Below are 21,583 nucleotides of genomic sequence, written 5' to 3'. Positions count from 1 at the left end.
TGCCCCGCTCCCGGCGGGCTCGGCCCGCACGGGGCCGAGCCCATGGGCGGGGCACGACGTCACTTGTTGACGCAGGTGTTGCCGAAGGCGGGGTTCAGCAGCCCGATCACGGAGATCGTGTTGCCGCAGACGTTCACGGGCACGTGGACGGGCACCTGAACGACATTGCCGGACGCGACACCCGGAGAGTGCACAGCGGCGCCCTGAGCGCCGGCGTCGGCGACGGCCATGCCCGCGCCCGCGAGAACCAGCCCACCGGTGGCAGCCGCAGCAGCGACGACCTTCTTGATCATTATTCCTCCTCGTTGGCAATGCGATCCCAATGTGCGGATCACATGACGAGTAACGAGGAGGGAGTAATGGGGCTACGAGCTTATGGTCGCATTCACCCTTCCCAGTAAGTCCCGCACGCGCGAACGAATAATGAAGTGTCGTTTCAGTGGGCCAAAGCAGGGCGGCGGGCGCGAGCTCCGGTACCCGCCGCCCCGCTGCATCAGGACGCGTCGATGAACCGGTCCAGTACCCGCACGCCGAACTTGAGGCCGTCCACGGGCACCCGCTCGTCCACGCCGTGGAACATGCCCGCGAAGTCCAGCTCCGGCGGCAGCTTCAGCGGCGCGAAGCCGAAGCAGCGGATGCCGAGGTCGTCGAAGGACTTGGCGTCGGTGCCGCCGGAGAGCATGTACGGCACGGCCCGGGCGATCGGGTCCTCGGCGCCCAGCGCGGTCTGCATGGCGTCGACGAGGCGGCCGTCGAAGTCGGTCTCCAGTGCCTTGTCTGCGTGCACGTCCTCGCGCCGCACCCGCGGGCCGAGGATGCGGTCGAGATCGGCGAGGAACTCCTCCTCGTGGCCGGGCAGGAAGCGGCCGTCGACATGGGCCGTCGCCTGGCCGGGGATGACGTTGACCTTGTAGCCGGCGCCGAGCATGGTGGGCGCGGCCGAGTTGCGGAGCGTGGCGCCGACCATCTTGGCGATGCCGCCGAGCTTGGCGAGCGTCTCCTCCATGTTCTCGGGGTCGAGTTCGGTTCCGAGCGCGTCGGACAGCTCGTCCAGGAAGGACCGTACGGTCTTGGTGACACGGACCGGCCAGGTGTGCCGGCCGAGCCGGCCGACCGCCTCGCAAAGTTCGGTGATCGCGTTGTCGTCGTTGGTCATCGACCCGTGGCCGGCCGTGCCGTCCACGGTGAGCCGCATCCAGTGCATGCCCTTCTGGGCCGTCTCGACGAGGTAGAGGCGCAGCTTCTCGTTGACGGTGAAGGAGAACCCGCCGACCTCACCGATCGCCTCGGTGACCCCCTCGAACAGCTCCGGATGCTTGTCGACCAGGTGACGGGCGCCCCAGGTACCGCCGGCCTCCTCGTCTGCGAGGAAGGCGAGCACGATGTCGCGGGGCGGCCTGCGCCCGCTGCGCAGCCGGTCGCGGACCACGGCGAGGGTCATCGCATCCATGTCCTTCATGTCGACGGCGCCCCGGCCCCACACGCACCCGTCGGCGATCTCACCGGAGAAGGGGTGATGGGTCCAGTCGTCGGCGTTGGCCGGGACGACGTCGGTGTGGCCGTGGATCAGCAGCGCGGGCCGGGAAGGGTCCTCGCCCTCGATCCGCGCCACGGTGGAGGCGCGCCCCCGGTGCGACTCGAAGATCTGCGGTTCCAGGCCCACCTCGGCGAGCTTCTCGGCGACGTACTCCGCCGCCTTGCGCTCGCCCGGGCCCGAGTGGTCGCCGTAGTTGCTGGTGTCGATCCGGATCAGCTCGCGGCAGAGGTCCACGACCTCGTCCTCGCCGGTGACGCTCCCGGCCGTGCCCGTCTCGCTCACGTGCTTCCTCCCGCTGTCACTGCTGGTGGGTCCCCCTCATCCTCCTCCTCCCACCGTCGCCGCCCAAGACCGGACCCGGTCCGTCACGGGGCGTTCGCGCCGGACGGGGGGTGATCGGCCACTCTCGAAAGCCTGGTAATGTTTACGTCGTCGCCGCGGGAAGCCCCGCACGACAGACACCTTGTCCGGGTGGCGGAATGGCAGACGCGCTAGCTTGAGGTGCTAGTGCCCTTTATCGGGCGTGGGGGTTCAAGTCCCCCCTCGGACACCAGATGAGACCCCTGCTGAGCAGGGGTCTTGTTGCTTTCCGGTGCCGCCCGGCGGGCGGGCAGAATGACGGCATGACGACGACGCGTTCCTGCCCCTGCGGGCTGCCCGAGGCGTACGAGGCGTGCTGCGGCCGCTACCACCGCGGCGCCGCGTCGGCGCCGACCGCCGAGGCGCTGATGCGGTCGCGCTACAGCGCGTTCGTGCGGCGGAACGCGGAGTATCTGCTGCGGACCTGGCACCCCCGGACGCGGCCCGGCCGTCTCGATCTCGATCCGATGATGCGCTGGACCGGACTGGAGATCCTGGACACGGCCGACGGGTCGGCCTTCCACTCCACCGGCACCGTGACCTTCCGCGCCTCCCACCGGGGCGGGTCGCTGCACGAGCGGAGCCGCTTCGAGCGGGTCGACGGGCTCTGGGTGTATGTCGGCGGGGAGTTCCTGGACTGACCCGGCCCCCGCAGGTCCGGCGGTCCGGTCGGGCTACGGCGCCAGGATGTCCAGCTCCTCGAGGGCGCCCACCGTGATCTCCCGGGTGAGCCGCTCCGCACGCCCGGCGTCGCCCTCGCGGACCGCCTCGGCGACCTGGACGTGGAGGGTGACGGCGGCCGGGTCCGGGTCGGGGAACATCACGTCATGGTGGGTGCGGCCGGCCAGCACCTCGGCGACCACGTCGCCGAGGCGGGCGAACATCTCGTTGCCGGAGGCGGTGAGGATCACCCGGTGGAAGGCCACGTCGTGGAAGAGGTACTGCTCGAGCTGTTGGCCGCGTGAGTTGGCGACCATGCCGAGCGCGCACTCGGTCAGCGTCGCGCACTGCTCCGGCGTGGCGTGCGCCGCGGCCAGGCCGGCGGCGACCGGCTCCACGGCGGAGCGCAGCACCGTGAGCGAGCGCAGCTGGCGGGGGCGGTCGGCGCCGGCCAGCCGCCAGCGGATGACCTGGGGGTCGTAGACGTTCCACTCGGACTCGGGCAAGACGGTCACGCCCACCCGGCGGCGGGACTCGACCAGGTGCATGGACTCCAGCACGCGGACCGCCTCGCGCATCACGGAGCGTGACACGTCGAAGCGCTGCGCCAGCTCGTCGGTGCGCAGCACGCTGCCCGGGGGGAAGTCGCCCGCGGTGATGGCAGGACCGAGGGAGTCCAGTACATGGCCGTGCAGCCCCCGGCCCGGTGTGCTCATGCACTCAGCGTACGGGGTGGATCACGCCCAGAAAAAGTCAGACTTATATGTCGCACACTCTTGAATTCGTCGTACCTAATGCGTTTCAGTTGCGTTCGACATCACGTGTCGACGCAAGACAGCAGACACAGCAGACAGCGAGAGCACGATGCAGCAACTGCACACCCCCCACGTGGTCGTGGTCATGGGCGTGGCGGGCACCGGCAAGACCACCGTCGGTCCCCTGCTCGCGGCCCGGCTCGGCGTCCCCTACGCCGAGGGTGACGACTTCCACCCGCCGGCCAACATCGCCAAGATGTCGGCGGGCACTCCGCTCACCGACGACGACCGGTGGCCCTGGCTCGATGCCATCGGCGCCTGGGCGCACGGGCGGGCGGGGCTCGGCGGGGTGGTGAGCAGCTCGGCGCTGAAGCGGTCGTACCGCGACCGGCTGCGAGCGGCCGCTCCGGGGCTGGTCTTCGTGCACCTCACCGGCAGCCGTGAGCTGATCGCGGAGCGGATGTCGCACCGGCAGGGGCACTTCATGCCGACGGCCCTGCTCGATTCCCAGTTCGCCACACTCCAGCCGCTCCAGCCGGACGAGGCCGGGGTCGAGGTGGATGTCGCCGGCGGTCCCGAGGAGATCGCCGGGCGGGCCATGAACGCCCTGAAGGCGCTGGCCGAGCCGATCCCGTAGCACCGCCACCCCCTGCTGTCCTCAACCACCCCCCACCGACGGGGCCGTGTCACTCCCCCGGGCACGGCCCCGTCCTCCCCCGTATCCCCGTCACCGCAAGGGAATCACCGTGACCAGACTCGGCGTCGAGATGCTGGCAGCGGACGCCGTCGGGCCGATCACCTCGGCCGGCCATGCCCGGCTGGGCCTCGCCGTTCTGGCGGGCATCGCCGTCATCGTCCTGCTCATCACCAAGTTCAGGCTGCACGCCTTCCTGGCGCTGACCATCGGTTCGCTGGCGCTCGGCGCGTTCGCCGGAGCACCGCTCGACGAGGTCATATCCGGCTTCAGCGGCGGGCTCGGCTCCACCGTCGCCGGCGTCGGCGTCCTGATCGCCCTCGGAGCGGTCCTCGGCAAGATGCTCGCCGACTCCGGGGGCGCCGACCAGATCGTGGACACCGTCCTCGCCCGGGCGAAGGGCCGGTCCATGCCCTGGGCGATGGTGCTGATCGCCTCCGTGATCGGTCTGCCGCTGTTCTTCGAGGTCGGGATCGTGCTGCTGATCCCGGTCGTGCTGATGGTCGCCAAGCGCGGCAGCTACTCCCTGATGCGCATCGGTGTCCCCGCGCTGGCCGGTCTGTCCGTGATGCACGGTCTGGTCCCGCCGCACCCCGGTCCCCTGGTCGCGATCGACGCGCTCGGCGCCGACCTGGGCGTGACGCTGGCCCTGGGGGTACTGGTCGCCGTCCCGACGGTGATCATCGCCGGTCCGGTCTTCTCCCGCTTCGCGGCGCGCTGGGTCGACGTCCCGGCCCCCGAACGGATGATTCCGCAGCGGGCCTCCGAGCAGCTGGAGCGGCGCCCGGGCTTCGGCGCCACGCTGGTCACGGTGCTGCTGCCGGTGGTCCTGATGCTCGCCAAGGCGCTGGTGGAGATCGTCGTCGACGACCCCGGCCAGCCGGTGCAGCGGGTCTTCGACGTGGTCGGCTCCCCGCTGATCGCGCTGCTCGCCGCCGTGCTCGTCGGCATCTTCGCACTGCTGCGCCCGGCCGGTTTCAGCAGGGAGCGCGTGTCGGGTCTGGTCGAGAAGGGACTTGCGCCGATCGCGGGCATCCTGCTGATCGTCGGTGCGGGCGGCGGCTTCAAGCAGACGCTGATCGATGTCGGCGTGGGGCAGATGATCCTGGAGATCACCGAGGACTGGTCGGTCCCTGCGCTGCTGCTGGCCTGGCTGATCGCGGTGACGATCCGGCTGGCGACCGGTTCGGCGACGGTCGCCACGGTCTCGGCGGCCGGTCTGGTCGCCCCGCTGGCGGCCGACATGTCGACCACGCACGCGGCCCTGCTGGTCCTGGCGATCGGCGCCGGCTCACTCTTCTTCAGCCATGTCAACGACGCCGGGTTCTGGCTGGTGAAGGAGTACTTCGGGCTGAGTGTCGGGCAGACCGTCAAGACCTGGTCGGTGATGGAGACGATCATCTCGGTGGTGGCGGGTGCGCTGGTCCTGCTGCTGTCCTTGGTGATCTAGCGGTATGCCGACATGCCCTCGCCACCGCGCGGACGGCCCGCGCGGCTCCGACGACGGCGCACCCCGCCGGGGAGGTGGCTTCCCCGGCGGGGTACGCCGTCGTGAGGAGTCAGTCCGAGGAGTCAGTCCCGCCACAGCGGGTGCTGCCGCTCGGCCCACGCCCGGCCGACCGAGCCGGTGCGCATACCCCGGCGGGCCTCCGGGTCCGCCAGCGCCATCCCGATGTGGCCGGCGAGGACGATACCGAGGGTGAGGGCCAGCCAGTCGTGGACGAAGGTGGCGCTGGTGCGCCACACCAGCGGGACGAGATCGGTGAACCACATCATCAGACCGGTGCCGAGCATCACCAGCGTGGCCCCCGCCACCCAGGCCGCGTAGATCTTCTGGCCCGCGTTGAACTTCCCGGCCGGGCGGGACCCGGGCCGCCGGTCGCGGCGCAGGGCGGCGCGCAGCCAGCGGCGGTCGTGCGGGCCGAAGCGGTTCAGCCGGCCGAGGTCGGCGCGGAGTGCCCGGGAGGCGAGCCCGGCCAGCAGCGGTACGGGCAGTGCGACGCCGGTCCACCGGTGCAGGGTGACGACCAGGGCGCGGCGGCCGACGAGTTCGGCGAGCTGGGGGACGTACAGGCAGGCAGCGGTCAGTACGCACACGCCCATCAGCGCGGCGGTCGTACGGTGCACCCACCGCTCGGCGCGCGCGAACCGGCCTACCCGCGTGCCGCTGCCGGCTTCCTCGGTCGTCTCAGGCGGTCGGCTCATCGTCCCGCCCGTTCGAACGGCCCACCCAGGCGTCGATGTCGTAACCGCGCCGCTCCCAGTAGCCCGGCTGGACGTCCTCGGTGACGGTGATGCCGGAGAGCCACTTGGCGGACTTGTAGAAGTACATGGGCGCCACGTACAGGCGGGCGGGCCCGCCGTGGGAGTGGCCGAGGTCCTGGTCCTGCATGCGCAGGGCGACCAGGACGTCCGGGCGGCGGGCCTGGTCGAGCGTGAGGCTCTCGGTGTAGGTGCCGTCGAAGCAGGTGAAGCGCACGGCGCCGGCCCCGGACCGTACCCCCGCGGCGTCGAGGATCCGGGACAGACGTACGCCGTCGAAGGGGGTCTCGGGGACCCGCCAGCCGGTGACGCACTGGACGTCGCGGACCAGCCGGGTCTGGGGCAGGGCGCGCAGTTCGGCCAGGGTGTAGGTGGCGGGGCGGTCGACGAGGCCGTCCACGGTGAGCCGGTAGGTGTCGGCGTTCTTGCGGGGGACGGAGGAGGCGACGGAGTAGTAGCGGAAGCCGCCCCCGTTGGGGAGCAGGCCGGTCAGGCCGGTGGGGTCCTTGCCCGCGGCGCCGCTCAGGAGGGATTCGAGTCCGCGTTGCAGGGTGGGCGCGGTGATCACGCCGAGGGCGCCGAGGCCGAGGGTGCCCAGGAGGACACGGCGGCCGACGGGCGTGCCCCGCTGCTCGGGTTGTCCGGTGTTCACGTCCTCATTCGAGCACCCGCGCCCCGGTGCGGTGAAGGATGCGCGGGTGCTCGTCAGAGTTCCGTAACCTCGGTTCCGTGACCTTCAGGCGGGTCAGGGGGTCTTCTCGGCGGCCTGGTCGAGCTGGAAGGCCTCGTTCCCGAGCCCGATCCGGGCGTGCCGCTCCGGTGACCGGGCGCGCAGTACGAGCCCCTGCACCAGCCCGGCGACGACGGCGAGGCCGATGATGCCGGGCAGCAGCAGACTCAGGGAGGAGTCGGGGCCGGTGCCGACGAGCACGTCGAAGTCCTTGACGGTGTAGCCGGCGATGATCAGCAGGGCGATGCCCGCGACCGTGGCGGTGACCAGCCGGACCGCCTGGGCTCCGGCCGCACCGCGGCGGACGAAGAAGGCGACGACCGAGAAGGAGGCCGCCGCCATCAGCAGGATGACGCCGAGGGCGCCGAGGTTGCCTCCCCAGGTGAACAGGTGCAGCACCGGCTCGGTGGGGTCACCGGCGGGCTTGTCGTCGGCGATGGCGAAGCCGATGACGATCACGGCGGACACCGTTGTCTGGAGCAGCGAGCCGGTCCCGGGTGCGCCGCTGCTGCCGCTGGTGCGTCCGAAGGCGGCGGGCAGCAGTCCCTCACGGCCCATGGCGAAGGCGTACCGGGCGACGACGTTGTGGAAGCTGAGCAGGGCGGCGAACATGCCGGTCACGAACAGTACGTGCAGGACGTCGGTGAAGGTGCCGCCGAGCCGGGACTCGGTGAGGAAGAACAGCAGTCCGGCGCTCTGCTCCTGGGAGGTGGCGACGATCCGGTCCGGGCCGGTGGCGACGGTGAGGGCCCAGCTGCTGACGGCGAAGAACACGGCGACCCCGGCGACGGCCAGGAACATCACGCGGGGCACCAGGATGTGCGGGCGGCTGGTCTCCTCGGCGTAGACGGGCGCCTGTTCGAATCCGAGGAATGCGGCGATGCAGAAGCACAGGGCGGTGCCGACCCCGGCCCCGGACAGGGTGTCGGGGTCGAAGGCCTGCAGGGACAGCCCCTGGGCGGCGGGGTCGGCGATGGCGGCGACATCGAAGACGACCACGAGAACGACCTCGATGAGCAGCAGCACGCCCAGCACCCGCGCGTTGACGTCGATCTTCAGCCAGCCCAGGACGCCGACCGCGGCCAGGGCGAGCAGGGACGGTATCCACCAGGCGATCTCCAGGTCCGCGTAGGTGGCGAGGAGCCCGGAGACCTCGAAGCCGAAGATGCCGTAGATGCCGACCTGGAGGGCGTTGTAGGCGACGAGCGCGACGAGGGCCGCGCTCGCTCCGGCGGTGCCGCCGAGTCCGCGGGAGATGTAGGCGTAGAACGCCCCGGCGTTGTGGACGTGCCGGCTCATCTCGGCGTAGCCGACGCTGAACAGGATCAGGACGGCGCCCAGCGTCACGAAGAGCAGGGGCTGGCCGACGATGCCCATCACCGCGAATGTGGTGGGCATGACACCGGCGACCACCATGAGCGGGGCGGTCGCGGCGAGCACCGAGAGCAGCAGGCCCCCGGTGCCGAGGCGGTCCGCGCGCAGGGCGCGTTCCGCTCCCTTGAAGGTGCTGATGCCGGGGTCGGCCGGGGGACTGGTCGTGCGCGAACTGCCCGTGGTCATCGGTGGGACCGTCCTTCGGTGGGATTCGGAGGTGTTCAGTCCGTACCGAGCGCGCTGGCGCGGGCGGCACGGAAGGCGGGGTACGGATCGCGGTCCGGATACGACCACGGGGCGGGCGTGACATGCTCGCCGATGCGCAGGAACAGGGCGGCGGCCTCGGCGCCGCGGCCCTCGCAGGACTTGGCGTGGGCGAGGAAGTTGAGGTCGGTCAGCCGACGCGGGTGGCCCTCCTGCTCCCACTCCAGCCACCAGTCGAAGGCGGCCTTCATCACCAGCCGGGCGCGGCGGCCGGACCAGTGTCCGGAGGCGTGCGGGTCGGCGGGTTCCTGGCCGGTGGCGGCGAGCACGCGGTAGCGCTCGGTGTGTGCGATGACGGGGAGGATGGCGAGCGGGGAGTCGGCGGGGGCCTGTTCGGCGGCCCAGGAGGCGAAGTCGTAGACCTCGTGCAGCGGGTCGGGGCCGGCGTCGGGGCGGCGCTCGGCGAGCCGGGCCACCATCAGGTGGTGGGCGTGGTGGTGGTCGGCGTACCGGCCGCGTACGGCCTCGAAGGCCCGCTCGACCTCGGCCTCCGCACCGAGGGAGCGCTCCAGCATCAACAGGCCGAGCCAGGGAGTGGGGTCGGCGGGCACCATCCGGGCGGCGTCCCGGCAGGCCTCTCTGACCGGTCCCGGTTTCTCCTTGCCGAGCAGGGCGCGCCGGACCCGGGCGAGTGCCAGCAGCACGGTGGCGTCGACGGATCCGGGCTCGGCGAGCAGCCACTCGCGGGCCCAGGCGGCGCAGTAGGGCTCGCGGGCGAGGACGGTCGCCCGGTGTCCGCGGCGGTCCCAGTCCTTGCCGGTGTGCGCGAGCAGCGTCCGGGCGGTCTGCCATCGGCCCTGGGCCAGGTCCGCGCGGGCGGAGACGAGTTCGGCGTCGTCGAGGGCCTCGTCGAAGGTGTGGGCCGCGCGTCTGCGGCCACGGCCGAGGGGAGGCGGAGGTGGGGGCACCGCGGGAACATCCTTCACGCGGCCGGGTGGTCGGGCCGGTCGCTGTTTGCCATGAACGGATCACGCACAGCAAACCGGCAGCCACGGCTCGAAGTCAAGGGGAGTCAGAGTGTTACACGCGTCAACCGGGCTTACTCCAGGGGAACTTGTGCCCGGCGGCACGACACAGGGCCGGGCCCTCGCCGCTCGGCCGAGGGGGCTACCGGTTTGAATGACCCCATGAGCGCTGCTGACGAGATTCTGGACATCGTGGACGAGGAGGACCGCGTGGTCGGCCGGGCGCCGCGCGGCGAGGCGTATGCGCGCGGGCTGCGGCACCGGTGCGTCTTCGTGCTGGCCCGGGACGCGCAGGGACGGCTCTTCGTGCACCGCCGCACGCCGGAGAAGCTGGTCTTCCCGTCCCTGTACGACATGTTCGTCGGCGGAGTCGTCGGCGCGGGCGAGTCCTACGACGACGCGGCGCTGCGGGAGGCGGAGGAGGAACTGGGGGTGACGGGGCTGCCCCGTCCGCGCAGGCTGTTCAAGTTCCTGTACCAGGGCGGCGCCGGCGGTACGTGGTGGTCGACGGTGTACGAGGTGCGGTGCGAGGGGGCTGTGCGGCCGCAGGTGGAGGAGGTGGCGTGGTACGGGTTCCTGACGGAGGCGGAGGTGGAGCGGCGGTTGGGTGAGTGGGAGTGGGTGCCGGACGGACTGGCGGCGTTTGCGCGGCTGCGGGCTTACCGGGATTGAGGGCACCCTCCGAGCTGGTGGCTGCCGGGGTGCCCGGCGCTGCAGTGACCCGCCGGGATGACCAGCCCCCCGGCGCTGCGGTGCCCTCCGGGGGTGGACAGGCCGCCCGGCGCTGCGGTGACCGCGGGGGTGGGTTGCGCAGCCCGGCGCTGACGGGGTGCCGCCGCGCCCATCCGTTCCACCCCTGGGGGTACCTCCCAGGCCGTTGAGGCACTGGGGGAGGCACGACTGCCCGCGGTTTGGGCGGGGCCCGCCGCACGCGCGGGTGGGCACCACACCCAGCCGCACGACCACCCAACCCGCACAGGCCGCCGCAGGCACAACGCGCACCCCCGACCACCCGCACAGGCCGCCGCAGGCACCCCACCCGCACCCCCGACCACCCGCACCGCAAACACCACCCACCCCACCGAACCGCCGGAGGCACCCCGCACCCGGCCCCCACCGAACCGCGCAGGCCGCCGCAGGCGCCGCCGGGTTCGGCTCCCTGTAGGGTCTGCGGGTGATCGAATTCGCACGGAACGTCCGGCTGTGGTTTGCGCCGCAGGAGGTGCGGCGGGAGGGCACCACCCCCGACTACCGTTTTTCGCTCGCGAACGAGCGCACCTTCCTCGCCTGGCTGCGCACCGCCCTGGCCCTGATCGGCGGCGGGTTCGCCGTCGACCAGTTCCTGCCCGACCTCCGCTGGGGCTGGCGCGTCGGACTCGCGCTCGCGCTCCTCGGCGCCGGCGTCCTGTGCTCCCTGCGCGCCGTCAACCACTGGGTCCGCTGCGAACGGGCCATGCGCCGCGGGGAGAACCTCCCCGCCTCCCGCTTCCCCGCCCTCCTCAGCGTCGTCGTCGCGACCGTGGCCGTCGCCATGGTCCTCGTCGTCCTCCTCGGCTGGGAAGGATGACCCCCGGCAGCTCCCCCGCCCCGGGCGACCGCGACCCGGGCCTACAGCCCGAGCGCACCCGCCTCGCCTGGCGGCGCACCACACTCACCGGCGCCGTGGCCGCCGTACTCGCCGCGAAGTCCGCACTGCAGAGCGGCGTCTCCCCCGCCACTCTCGTGACCGTCGCCCTGTGCTGCGTTCTCTGGCTGGCCCTCGTCGGCATCGCCCACCGCCGCATCCGGACCCTCTCGGCGACGCCCCGCCCGCCGGCCCTGGCTGCCCCGCCGGCCACCGCGGCGGCCCTGTGCACAGTGGCACTGGCCGCGCTGGGCGCGGTTCTCGTGCTGCTCCAGCCGGGATGCATCCGGGGGCCCGGGCCCGAGCGGTACGTAGAATCCGAGCCCGAGGTGAGCATCATGACCGTTGCCCCGCATCACGAGCACGAGCCCCACCCGCACACCCACGGACCCGGCTGCGGGCACGCGTTCGTGCGGCACGGCGATCATGTCGACCACTTCCACGACGGCCACCGGCACGCCGCCCACGACCGTCACCGGGACGACCACTGACCGAGCAGGGCACGGCACCCACCCTGGCCGAAAAGCCTCCGTGGAACCGATCACGTTCCGCCCCGGCACTGGACGCCATACCGACCGGTCGGCATCATGAGCGGGTACCTGTTTCACTGCCGTAGGAGCGATGATGAGCCCCGATCACCCGCCCGGACTCGATCTCGACCGGCTGCGCGGACTGCTCGACCGTGAGCACCCCGGCCTGGTGAACGGCCCGCTGACCGGCCGGCTGATCGAGGGCGGACGGTCGAACCTCACCTACGCGGTCACCGACGGCACCGCGAAATGGGTCGTGCGCCGACCGCCGCTCGGCCACGTCCTGGCCACCGCGCACGACATGAAGCGCGAGCACCGGGTGATCAGCGCCCTGCACCCCACCGCCGTCCCGGTCCCGCGCACGGTGCTGCTGTGCGAGGACGACGAGGTGCTCGGCGCGCCCTTCTACGTGATGGAGTTCGTCGAGGGCACCCCGTACCGCAGCGCCGAGCAGCTCGCCCCGCTGGGCCCCGAGCGCACCCGGGGGGCCGTGCTCAACCTGGTGGACACCCTCGTCGAGCTGCACGCGGTGGACCCCGCGGAGGCGGGCCTCGCGGACTTCGGCCGCCCCGAGGGCTTCCTCGACCGCCAGCTGCGCCGCTGGGGCAAGCAGCTGGACGCGTCCCGCAACCGCGACCTGCCCGGCATCGACGAGCTGCACGCCGCGCTCGGCCGCGAGCTGCCCCGCTCCCCCGCCCCGGCCGTGGTGCACGGCGACTTCCGCCTGGACAACGCCCTGATCGGCGACGACGACCGGATCACGGCGGTGCTCGACTGGGAGATGTCCACCCTCGGCGACCCGCTCACCGACCTCGGCCTGCTGGTCATGTACAGCCAGCCGCTGGACCTGCCCGACTCCCCCGTCTCCACCACCGCGCAGGCCCCCGGCCACCCCGCCCCGGCCGAGCTGATCGAACGGTACGCCGCGTGCTCGGGGCGCGACGTCTCCGCCGTCTCCTGGTACACGGCGTTCGCCTGGTTCAAGCTCGCCGTGATCCTGGAGGGCATCCACTACCGCTACACCCTGGGCCAGACGGTCGGCCGCGGCTTCGACCGCATCGGCGATCTCGTCCCGGTCTTCATCGAGCACGGTACGACGACACTTCACACGGGCCTCCAGGAGGGCTGATCGGCATGGACTTCGCGTTCGACGCACGCACCGAGGAACTGCGCGCCAGGTTGCTCGCCTTCATGGACGAGTACGTGTACCCGGCCGAGCAGGTCGCGCACGAGCAGCGCGAGCGTCTCGCCTCTCCCTGGGACACCCCGCAGATCGTCGAGGAACTGAAGTCCGAGGCCCGCCGCCAGGGGCTGTGGAACCTCTTCCTGCCCGACACCGAGCACGGGGCGGGCCTCACCAACCTCCAGTACGCCCCGCTCGCCGAGATCACCGGCCGCAGCCCGCATCTGGCGCCCACCGCGACCAACTGCGCCGCCCCCGACACCGGGAACATGGAGGTGCTCGCCCAGTTCGGCGACGAGGCGCAGCAGAAGCAGTGGCTTGAGCCGCTGCTGGCCGGCGAGATCCGGTCGGCGTTCGCGATGACCGAGCCGGACGTGGCCTCCTCCGACGCCACCAACATCACCACGCACATCGAGCGGGACGGCGACGAGTACGTCATCACCGGCCGCAAGTGGTACATCTCCGGGGCGATGAACCCGGACTGCAAGATCTTCATCGTCATGGGCAAGACCGACCCGGACGGCGCGGACATCCGCCGCCAGCAGTCGATGGTGCTGGTCCCGCGGGACACGCCCGGGGTCACCGTCACACGGGCGATGCAGGTGTTCGGCTACGAGGACCACTCCCACGGCGGCCACGCCGAAGTGGTCTTCGACCGGGCGCGCGTGCCGGTGTCGAACCTCGTCGGCGAGGAGGGCGGCGGCTTCGCCATCGCCCAGGCCCGGCTCGGCCCGGGCCGGATCCACCACTGCATGCGGCTGATCGGCATGGCGGAGCAGGCGATCGAGCTGATGTGCAGGCGGGCGGTGTCCCGGTCGGCCTTCGGCAAGACCCTCGGCCAGCAGGGTGTCGTGCACAACTGGATCGCCGACGCCCGGGTCACCGTGGAGCAGCTGCGCCTGCTGGTGCTCAAGACGGCCTGGCTGATGGACACGGTCGGCAACAAGGGTGCCCACACCGAGATCCAGGCGATCAAGATCGCCACTCCGCGCGCGGTGGTCGGCATCCTCGACAAGGCGGTCCAGCTGTACGGCGCGGGGGGCGTCAGCCAGGACTTCCCGCTCGCCGAGCTGTATGCCGGCGCCCGCACCCTGATGATCGCCGACGGACCGGACGAGGTGCACCAGCGGTCGCTGGCGCGCCGGGAGCTGAAGAAGTACGTCTGAGTCACCCTGCCGGGGCACCGGTGCGTCACCCCGCCGGGGCACCGGCCACGGGCGCTGCGTCCCTCAGGGGCGCAGCGCCCGCAGCAGCAGGTCCGCGAGATGGTCGGCGACCTGCTGCGGGGCGAGCGGGCCGTCGGGCCGGTACCAGGTGGACAGGTGGTGGACGGAGCCGAAGTGGTAGTCCACCACGAGGTCGGCCGGGGTGGCGGTGGAGAACACCCCGGCGCGCTGGCCCTCCTCGACGAGTGCGCGGAAGCGTTCGTGGTAGCGCCGGCGTTCGGCGCGGACCTGCTTGTTCTTCTCGGGGCTCAGATGGTGCATGGAGCGGAAGAAGATCGCCGCGTCGTCGAGGTTCTCGATCGTGGTGACCACGACGTCGGCCGCGGCGCCGCGCAGCCGCTTCTCGATCGGCTCGTCGGCGTCCGCGAAGGTGTCGAGGCGCTCCTGCTGGAGGCGCAGCACGCGCGCGTACACCTCGTGCAGGAGGTCGTCCTTGGAACCGAAGTAGTGGTACAGCGCCCCCTTGGTGACGCCAGCCGCCTCGACGATCTCCTGCACCGAGGTGCGGTCGTAACCCTGTTCGGCGAAGAGCCGGGTGGCGGCGGCCAGGAGCCGCTGCGGCACCGGTGTGCCGTCCCCGTCCGTCTTCTGGGGCACTGCCGCCACCTGCCTTTCGTCTCGCTGTGCAGCTGCTAGTCGTGATCGGTGCGGGAACGCAGTTCCCGACGGAGGATCTTCCCACTTGCGGTCTTCGGCAAGTCGGGCAGGATCTCCACCTCGCGCGGATACTTGTAAGCGGCCAGTCTCTCCTTGCAGTACACGGCGAGCGCGTCCGGGTCCGTCTCGGCGCCCGGGCGGAGGCTGATGTACGCCTTGACGGTCTCCCCGCGGTACCCGTCGGGCACCCCGACGACGGCGGCCTCACGGACCGCCGGGTGGGTGTAGAGCACGTCCTCGACCTCGCGGGGCCAGACCTTGAAGCCGGAGGCGTTGATCATGTCCTTCTTGCGGTCGACGACGTACAGCCACCCCTGGGGGTCCATGAAGCCGATGTCGCCGGTGCGCAGCTCGCCGCCGGGGAAGGTCTCGGCGGTGGCGTCCGGGCGCCGCCAGTACCCGGGCACCACCTGGGGCCCGCTGACGACGATCTCGCCCTGCTCCCCGAAGGGCACCTCGGCGCCCTCCGGGTCGAGGATGCGGACGATCGTCTCCGCACCGGGCACGCCCACCGCCAGCGTCCCCGAGGCCGGGTCGACCGGCGCCTCCAGGTGCGGCGGGACGGTGGCGCAGGGGGCGGTGCACTCGGTGAGGCCGTAGCCGTTGCGGATGTACGGCCCGAAGCCGGCCCGGAACTTCTCCACCAGGGCGGGCGGCAGCGGGGCGCCGCCGGAGGAGATCTGGACGAAGGACGCGAAGTGCTCGCGGGTGACCGAGGGGTGGGCGGCGAGCGCCATGAAGGCGGTGGAGGGGCCGACGGTGTAGTGCGGGCGGTGCTCGGCGAACGCGTCGAGGACGGTGCCGGCATCGAAGCGATAGGTCAGGACGAGGGTGCCGGTGCTGTTCAGACAGGCGCCGAACTCGCAGACCAGGCCGGTGATGTGGAACAGCGGCGCCAGGGCGAAGTACACCGGTGCCTCGGGCAGTCCGAGACCGGTGCGCTGCCGCTCGGCGTTGTACATGATGTTGCGGTGGGTGTTGGTGGCGCCCTTGGGGGTGCCGCTGGTGCCCGAGGTGTAGCCGATCAGTGCGATGTCGTCGGCGGCCGGGTCGCGTCCCTCGGGTGCCGGGTGTCCGGCGCGGGCGACGGCCGCGAGGTCGTCGGCGTCGGCGGCCTGCGGGAGCCGTTCGAAGGAGAGGACGCGGGCGTCGCCGCGGGTCTGGAAGTCCAGCTCGCAGCCGGTGAGCACGATCCGCACCGGCGAGTCGGCGGCGGTCTCGCGCAGGTACGCCTCCCAGGCCCGGTCGGAGCAGATCAGCGCGGCGACCTCACCGTCCCGCAGGACGTGGCCGACCTCGCCGGACTTGTACATGGGATTGACGGGGACGACGACCGCACCGGCCTTCCAGGCACCCAGCACGGCGAGCACGAAGTGCGGGGAGTTCTGCAGCAGGACGGCGACCCGGTCGCCGCGCTCCAGTCCCCGCGCGGCGAGGTGCCCGGCGACGGAGTCGCTCAGCGCGTCCACCTCGCGGTAGCTCAGCCGGCCGTCGAAGTAGGCGAGGAAGGTGTGGTCGGGGGCCTCGGCTGCGGACCGGCGCAGGGCGTGCACCAGCGAGGCCTCCGGGGCCACCGGGGCCTTCTGGGCGTCGGTCAGCAGATCGCACCAGGGCCGGTCGGCGTAGCTCACCCCGGTCACCGGGCCGTCTCCCACTGCTGCTGGAGGCGGTTCATGCCGGTGAGCCAGCGGTCGGGTTCGGCGGCCCTGGCCTGGTAGTACTCGGCGACCTCGGGGTGCGGCAGGATCAGGAAGCGGTCCTCCTCGATGCCCTTGAACAGGGCGTCGGCCACGTCGTCGGGCTCGATCGCGGTGGGCTGCAGCACCAGGTCGCCGGCGCTGCCGCTGGCGGTCAGCATGGCGGTGCGCACGCCCTGCGGGCAGATGGCGTGCACCTTCAGTCCGCGGTGGCGGTAGGTCAGCGACAGCCACTCGGCGAAGGCGTAGGCACCGTGCTTGGTGACGCTGTAGGGGGCGGCACCGATCATGGTGAGCAGGCCGGCTGCGGAGACGGTGGAGACGAAGCGTCCGCCGCCGCGCTCCAGCCAGTCCGGGAGGAGTGCGTGGGCCGCGCGGACGTGGGCCATGACGTTGACGTCCCAGGCCAGCTCCCACACCGCCGGGTCGGCGGCCTCCGTACCGCCGCTCGCGACGCCCGCGTTGGCGCAGTAGATGTCGACGGTGCCGCCGAGCGCCTCGCGGGCGTCGGCGACGATCGCGGAGGCGTCGCCGGGGACGGCGATTCCGCCGATCTCGTCGGCGACGGCCTTCGCGCCGTCGGCGTCCAGGTCGTTGACGACGACCCGGGCTCCCTCGGCGGCGAAACGGCGGGCCAGCGCGGCTCCGATGCCGCCTCCCGCCCCGGTGACGACGACTCCGGCGTCCTGCACGGCTTCCACCATCGATCTCCTTCGACACGGCTCCGGCACTGCTCGCCCCCCATTCTCTCTCCCCCGCACCAGACCAGACTAACCAGTCGGTATGTGAGGCGGAAGAGGGGCGCCGCGGTTCGCCTCGTTCCCCGGGGCACGGACCGGCGCTAGCGTGCGTGCGCATGACACCGCCGCGATCACGGAGGTCACCGCATGACGCTGTCCAGACGGACCCTGCTCGCCACCTCGGCCGCGGTGGCGGCCACCACCGGTACGGCCCGGGCGGCCGAGGCGGCCCCGGCGCACGGCGGCCGACGGCTGCGCACCGGCTTCGAGCGGCTGGCCGACGACGGCTACCGCCCGCTCGACGGGCAGCGGGTCGGCGTCGTCACCAATCCCACCGGTGTCACCCGGGACGTACGCCACATCGTCGATGTGATGCACGCCGACGACCGCGTGCAGCTGACCGCCGTGTTCGGCCCCGAGCACGGCTTCCGCGGCACCGCGCAGGCGGGCGGCTCCGAGGGCTACTACGAGGACCCGGCGACCGGGCTGCCGGTCTACGACACGTACCTCGAGAGCGGGCAGGCGCTGGCGGACATCTTCACGGCGTCCGGCGTGGACACCGTGGTCTTCGACATCCAGGACGTGGGCGCGCGCTTCTACACCTACATCTGGACGCTGTTCGACTGCATGGAGGCGGCCCGGCTGGCCGGCAAGCGGTTCGTGGTGCTGGACCGCCCGAACCCGGTGACCGGGCGGGCGGCCCTGGGGCCGGTCCTGCACGAGGAGTTCGCGACTTTCGTCGGACGGCAGCCCATCGCGCAGGCGCACGGCATGACGGTGGCCGAGCTGGCCCGCCTGTTCGACGGGGAGTTCCTGACCGGGCCGGTGGAGCTGGAGACGGTGCGGATGTCGGGCTGGCGGCGCTCGGAGTTCCACGACTCCTCCGGGCTGCCCTGGGTACCGCCGAGCCCCAACATGCCCACGCCCGGGACGGCGCTGGTGTACGCGGGGACCTGTATGTTCGAGGGCACCAACCTGTCGGAGGGGCGCGGCACCACCCGCCCGTTCGAGCTGCTGGGCGCGGAAGGCCTCGACGGGCGCTGGGCAGCAGCGGCGAACGAGCTGGAGCTGCCCGGGGTGCGGTTCCGGGAGGCGTACTTCACGCCGACGTTCTCCAAGTTCCGGGGGAAGACCGTCGGGGGTGTGCAGATCCATGTGCACGACCGGGAGGCGTTCGACCCGGTGCGCACCGGGATCGGGCTGCTGGTGACCGCACGGCGGGTCTGGGACGGCTTCGCGTGGCGGCCGGACCACTGGATCGACAAGCTGACCGGCTCGACGCAGGTGCGCACGGCGATCGACGCGGGCGCGGACACCGACGGGGTGGTGGCCGGCTGGCAGGATGAACTGGCGGCGTTCCGCAGGGTCCGCCGCCAGTACCTGCTCTACAGGTGATCTGCACCGGACGGTGCTGCCGGGTGACCTACCGGTGTGCGGCGAACTCCACGACCTGCTGGTAGGTCGGCCGGTTCTGCCAGCCGACCGCGCCGTGCCCGATGCCGCCCAGCGTCCGCTGCACGATGGAGTCGGCGCACCACTGGTCGCCCGCCGCGCAGTGCTCGTCCCCGGGGTACACCTGCGCCGCGGTCCGGCCCGCCGCCTCCTTCAGGGTGCCGAGGAGGGTGTCCCGGCAGGCGGTGAGATCGCCGTCGCCGCAGTACGCGCGCGCGAGCGGCCCGGCGACCGGCTCACCCAGCACGCCGCGGATGTCCTTGTCGACATGGCTCCACCAGCCGTACTGGAAGGCGCTGCCCGCATGGCCGCCGGTCGGACCGTGCGCGGCGGACGGCGGCTCGTCGACGGGCAGGTTGCGGGTGAACGCGGTGTACAGGTCGCTGCCGAGGCCGGGTTCGAACACCGCCCGCACCAGCTGCGGCCACCACGCGTCCAGAATGCGGATGGCATCGGCATGGGCGTACGCCTTCGAACCCGCCGCGGTCTCGGCACGCCGCCCGCCCGCCGACAGCCAGGCGGTCAGCTTCTCGACGGCCGCCGCGGCCTCCGGGTCGCTCACCGGGGCCCTGCCGATCACGTCCAGCAGCTTCGGCAGTACGGCCTCGGCGCGCAGGTCGGTCACGCCCGCCTCGGCCATCGCCTTCACCAGACCCGCGCGGGTCACACCCCCCGCGGCGGCCAGCCGCCGCACCCGTTCGTCCAGCAGATCGCCGCGGTGGACGGAGCCGTTGCCCCAGGAGGCGGTGGTGTAGTCACGGGCCTGCTTGTTGTTCCAGGAGATGTAGTAGTCCTGGCCGACCGACTGCGGATGGGCGGAGGGCGGGGTGTAGTCGGCCGTGTTGGCCGCCGGTTCCCAGCCCCGCCACTCGGACTCCGGCCGCGCCCACACCGGGAACTCGGCGTCGACACCGCCCGCGCGCACCGGGTTGTCACCGCTGTTGTAGTACGCGGTGTGCTCCGCGTCGGCGTAGAACCAGTTGAAGGTGTAGTTGATGTGCTGCACCGCCTGCTGGAAACGCTCCGGGCCGGTGACGTGGTCCGGGTCGTTGAGCATCTGGAAGCCGATGATGGAGTCGGCCTCGTGCAGGAAGGACGAACGCAGCGTGGTGTAGGCGACCTTCTTCCCGCCGACCGTGGCGCGGTACTCCACCGGGCCGTAGGCGGTCCGCCAGACCCGCATGGTGTACGAACCGGCCGGTGTGCCGTCGGCGGTGGTCGGCGTCCAGGCGTTGCGGCGCTCGACCTTCTCCATCGGGGTGCAGGTGCCGCGGTACAGGTAGTGGTGGTCGTCCCGGCACAGTTCGACGGCGTAGGTGTCGATGACGTCCTGGCCGGAGGTGGTGGCGCTCCAGGCGTAGTCCTGGCCGCGGCCGAGCTGCACGTACATGCTCAGGCCCGCGAAGGAGGCGCCGCGGGCGCTGATGCCGGGTCCCTGGATCTCCTGCAGCATGAGCAGCTGCGGGGCGAAGTAGCCGGTCTGCGGACCGAAGACGGCGACCGGGTGACCGCTCGCCGTGTGCTCGCCGCTGACCACCAGGGCGTTGGACATGCCGCCCCGGGCCGAGGTGGCGGCTGCGCCGGCCGCGTCCCGCGAGGCGCCCGCGGCATCGGCGGTGGCCGCGCTGCCGGTGCGGTCGTACACCAGCGGTTCGCGGACCACCGAACCGGCGTCGGGCAGCGCACCGCCCCGCGGGTCGTCGGGCCTGGGCAGGTAGGGGAAGCGGCCGGTCTGCTGGGTGAGGACCGCCTCGGGGTCGTTGCGCTGGCGGAAGGACTCCCACACCGCGGTGCCCTCGGCGACGCCGTACTTCTGCTGGGCGGCCAGCAGGGAGAGCGCGTTGTTCACCTCGCCGCCGCCTCCGGCGCCGAAGAGGGCGCCGACGACGGAAGCGAGCGCGATCAGGTCGGTGGGCTTGAAGTGCTCGATGGTGCCGCCGTTGGTGATGGCGTCCTTGTGGCCGGTGAGCACGTACTCGCCGGGGAAGTAGCGGCCCCGGTCGGAGGCGTCGATATAGGCGTTGATGCCGTCGACGTAGGCATGGACGTCGGCCAGGGCCTGCTCGCCGCGTTCGCCGCCCCGGGCGACCGCGCTGTCGATCTGGGCCCGCAGCTCGGCCTCGGTGTACGGGGCGTTCCGCCAGAACTGCTGCTCCAGGCCCTGGTTGGCGGGGGCGCCGCCCGCGAACGGGGTCAACCGGCCGCGTCCGACGTGGCGGAAGAGGTCCATCAGCCACAGCCGGTCCTGAGCCGCCGCATAGCCGGCACCGAACTCTGTGCCGTACCGGGTGGTGCCGGTGATGTGCGGCACACCGGTCCGTCTGTCGCGGACGATCGTGACATCGCCGCGGCCGGCGGGCCGGAGGGTGGAGGCGACCTGGTCGGCGGGGACACCGAACGAGGCGTCGTTGAAGAAGGTTTCGATCGTGTCGTCGGTGAGCGACTGGTAGCCGGTGGCCAGGCGGGCGTACGGGCCGAGCTGGTCGTCGGTGTGCGGAGGCCGGGCGCCGAAGAGCTGGTGGAGCAGGATCTGGGCGAGGGTGGCGTTGCCGTTCTGGCCGGGCGGCAGGATGTCGTGGCAGCCGTCGCCGCAGTGGTCGTCGGCCGCCGCGGCGGCGGCCCGCGCCTCGGTGGCGCCGGCTCCCGCCGCCACCGCCGGGGAGAGCGGTGAGAGCAGTCCGGCCAGGAGTGCGCATACGGATGCGGTCTTCAGGAACCCGTGGAATCCGCGGGGAGTTCTCAGTTTGTCGAGGACGGTGCGTGGGGTGCGCCGTGGCATGGCGGCTCCTCCCGACGAGGATGGGCCCGGACGTTACCGCCGGTATCCCCGGGTTGGAAGGTGAACAAGCGTCACTTCTCGGAGCAGCACGGCG

At 72.0% G+C, this 21,583-nt stretch carries 19 protein-coding genes, 1 tRNA gene and 1 pseudogene; 10 read left to right on the top strand and 11 right to left on the bottom strand.

Annotated elements, in window-relative coordinates; all coding sequences use genetic code 11:
* Window positions 1–59: 59 nt before the first annotated feature.
* Both chpH and V5O46_RS16635 read right to left on the bottom strand, forming a co-directional pair.
* A complete protein-coding gene (gene chpH / locus V5O46_RS16640; protein WP_332885386.1) occupies window positions 60–293 on the bottom strand; it encodes a chaplin ChpH in 234 nt (77 codons plus the stop codon).
* A 200-nt stretch (window positions 294–493) separates the two neighbouring features.
* The gene (locus tag V5O46_RS16635) at window positions 494–1,819 is read right to left on the bottom strand and encodes a M20/M25/M40 family metallo-hydrolase (RefSeq protein ID WP_332885385.1); all 1,326 of its coding nucleotides are present in this window, start codon (window positions 1,817–1,819) and stop codon (window positions 494–496) included.
* 183 nt (window positions 1,820–2,002) lie between these two features.
* On the opposite strand from V5O46_RS16635, the gene V5O46_RS16630 reads away from it, so the two are divergent.
* Window positions 2,003–2,090, top strand: a tRNA-Leu gene (locus tag V5O46_RS16630).
* 70 nt (window positions 2,091–2,160) lie between these two features.
* Entirely contained in the window at window positions 2,161–2,538 is a 378-nt protein-coding gene (locus V5O46_RS16625) for a YchJ family protein (protein ID WP_332885384.1), read from the top strand.
* Window positions 2,539–2,571: 33 nt separating this feature from the next.
* Here V5O46_RS16625 and V5O46_RS16620 read toward each other — a convergent pair whose 3' ends face one another.
* A complete protein-coding gene (locus V5O46_RS16620; RefSeq protein WP_332885383.1) occupies window positions 2,572–3,273 on the bottom strand; it encodes a FadR/GntR family transcriptional regulator in 702 nt (233 codons plus the stop codon).
* A 148-nt stretch (window positions 3,274–3,421) separates the two neighbouring features.
* Here V5O46_RS16620 and V5O46_RS16615 point away from each other — a divergent pair, with 148 nt between their 5' ends.
* The gene (locus V5O46_RS16615; RefSeq protein ID WP_332885382.1) at window positions 3,422–3,949 is read left to right on the top strand and encodes a gluconokinase; all 528 of its coding nucleotides are present in this window, start codon (window positions 3,422–3,424) and stop codon (window positions 3,947–3,949) included.
* Window positions 3,950–4,058: 109 nt separating this feature from the next.
* Entirely contained in the window at window positions 4,059–5,456 is a 1,398-nt protein-coding gene (locus V5O46_RS16610) for a GntP family permease (protein WP_332885381.1), read from the top strand.
* A 122-nt stretch (window positions 5,457–5,578) separates the two neighbouring features.
* Here the strand turns inward: V5O46_RS16610 and V5O46_RS16605 are convergent, their stop codons facing one another.
* The 4 genes from V5O46_RS16605 to V5O46_RS16590 all read right to left on the bottom strand — a co-directional run bounded on the left by V5O46_RS16605 (window position 5,579) and on the right by V5O46_RS16590 (window position 9,544).
* Window positions 5,579–6,211 carry a cytochrome b/b6 domain-containing protein gene (locus tag V5O46_RS16605; protein WP_332885380.1) on the bottom strand — a complete coding sequence of 211 codons (633 nt, stop codon included), beginning with the start codon at window positions 6,209–6,211 and terminating at the stop codon, window positions 5,579–5,581.
* Window positions 6,195–6,920: a molybdopterin-dependent oxidoreductase gene (locus V5O46_RS16600; protein ID WP_332885379.1), complete on the bottom strand. Its 726-nt coding sequence runs from the start codon at window positions 6,918–6,920 to the stop codon at window positions 6,195–6,197. The genes V5O46_RS16605 and V5O46_RS16600 overlap by 17 nt, the downstream gene beginning before the upstream one ends.
* 93 nt (window positions 6,921–7,013) lie before the next feature.
* Window positions 7,014–8,558: an APC family permease gene (locus V5O46_RS16595; protein WP_332885378.1), complete on the bottom strand. Its 1,545-nt coding sequence runs from the start codon at window positions 8,556–8,558 to the stop codon at window positions 7,014–7,016.
* 35 nt (window positions 8,559–8,593) lie between these two features.
* Entirely contained in the window at window positions 8,594–9,544 is a 951-nt protein-coding gene (locus V5O46_RS16590; RefSeq protein ID WP_332885377.1) for a hypothetical protein, read from the bottom strand.
* Window positions 9,545–9,763: 219 nt separating this feature from the next.
* Here V5O46_RS16590 and V5O46_RS16585 point away from each other — a divergent pair, with 219 nt between their 5' ends.
* From V5O46_RS16585 to V5O46_RS16565, 5 genes and pseudogenes are all read left to right on the top strand, one after another.
* On the top strand, window positions 9,764–10,273 hold the full coding sequence (locus tag V5O46_RS16585) for an NUDIX hydrolase (protein ID WP_332885376.1): 510 nt from the start codon (window positions 9,764–9,766) through the stop codon (window positions 10,271–10,273).
* A 502-nt stretch (window positions 10,274–10,775) separates the two neighbouring features.
* Window positions 10,776–11,168 (top strand): YidH family protein, encoded by a 393-nt coding sequence (locus V5O46_RS16580; protein ID WP_332885375.1) that lies wholly within the window; start codon window positions 10,776–10,778, stop codon window positions 11,166–11,168.
* Window positions 11,165–11,494, top strand: a pseudogene (locus V5O46_RS16575) (DUF202 domain-containing protein); the annotation flags it as partial. The gene V5O46_RS16580 and the pseudogene V5O46_RS16575, both read left to right, overlap by 4 nt.
* A gap of 355 nt (window positions 11,495–11,849) precedes the next feature.
* A complete protein-coding gene (locus tag V5O46_RS16570) occupies window positions 11,850–12,884 on the top strand; it encodes a phosphotransferase family protein (RefSeq protein ID WP_332885374.1) in 1,035 nt (344 codons plus the stop codon).
* Between the two features lie 5 nt (window positions 12,885–12,889).
* On the top strand, window positions 12,890–14,104 hold the full coding sequence (locus V5O46_RS16565; RefSeq protein WP_332885373.1) for an acyl-CoA dehydrogenase family protein: 1,215 nt from the start codon (window positions 12,890–12,892) through the stop codon (window positions 14,102–14,104).
* A 63-nt stretch (window positions 14,105–14,167) separates the two neighbouring features.
* On the opposite strand, the gene V5O46_RS16560 is transcribed toward V5O46_RS16565, so the two are convergent.
* Genes V5O46_RS16560 through V5O46_RS16550 form a run of 3 tightly spaced genes read right to left on the bottom strand, consistent with a single transcriptional unit; the run spans window position 14,168 to window position 17,222 of the window.
* Entirely contained in the window at window positions 14,168–14,761 is a 594-nt protein-coding gene (locus V5O46_RS16560; RefSeq protein ID WP_332885372.1) for a TetR/AcrR family transcriptional regulator, read from the bottom strand.
* 35 nt (window positions 14,762–14,796) lie between these two features.
* Window positions 14,797–16,461: a class I adenylate-forming enzyme family protein gene (locus V5O46_RS16555; protein ID WP_332885371.1), complete on the bottom strand. Its 1,665-nt coding sequence runs from the start codon at window positions 16,459–16,461 to the stop codon at window positions 14,797–14,799.
* Window positions 16,458–17,222: an SDR family oxidoreductase gene (locus V5O46_RS16550; protein ID WP_332885370.1), complete on the bottom strand. Its 765-nt coding sequence runs from the start codon at window positions 17,220–17,222 to the stop codon at window positions 16,458–16,460. Before V5O46_RS16550 ends, V5O46_RS16555 begins: the two co-directional genes overlap by 4 nt.
* 183 nt (window positions 17,223–17,405) lie before the next feature.
* Between V5O46_RS16550 and V5O46_RS16545 the strand changes: the two genes are divergently transcribed.
* A complete protein-coding gene (locus V5O46_RS16545) occupies window positions 17,406–18,653 on the top strand; it encodes an exo-beta-N-acetylmuramidase NamZ family protein (RefSeq protein ID WP_332885369.1) in 1,248 nt (415 codons plus the stop codon).
* A 28-nt stretch (window positions 18,654–18,681) separates the two neighbouring features.
* On the opposite strand, the gene V5O46_RS16540 is transcribed toward V5O46_RS16545, so the two are convergent.
* On the bottom strand, window positions 18,682–21,489 hold the full coding sequence (locus V5O46_RS16540) for a penicillin acylase family protein (protein WP_332885368.1): 2,808 nt from the start codon (window positions 21,487–21,489) through the stop codon (window positions 18,682–18,684).
* Window positions 21,490–21,583 lie beyond the last annotated feature (94 nt).

It is taken from the genome of Streptomyces poriticola (assembly GCF_036689765.1).
Lineage (GTDB): Bacteria > Actinomycetota > Actinomycetes > Streptomycetales > Streptomycetaceae > Streptomyces > Streptomyces poriticola.
This window is presented reverse-complemented; position numbering and strand designations above follow the sequence as displayed.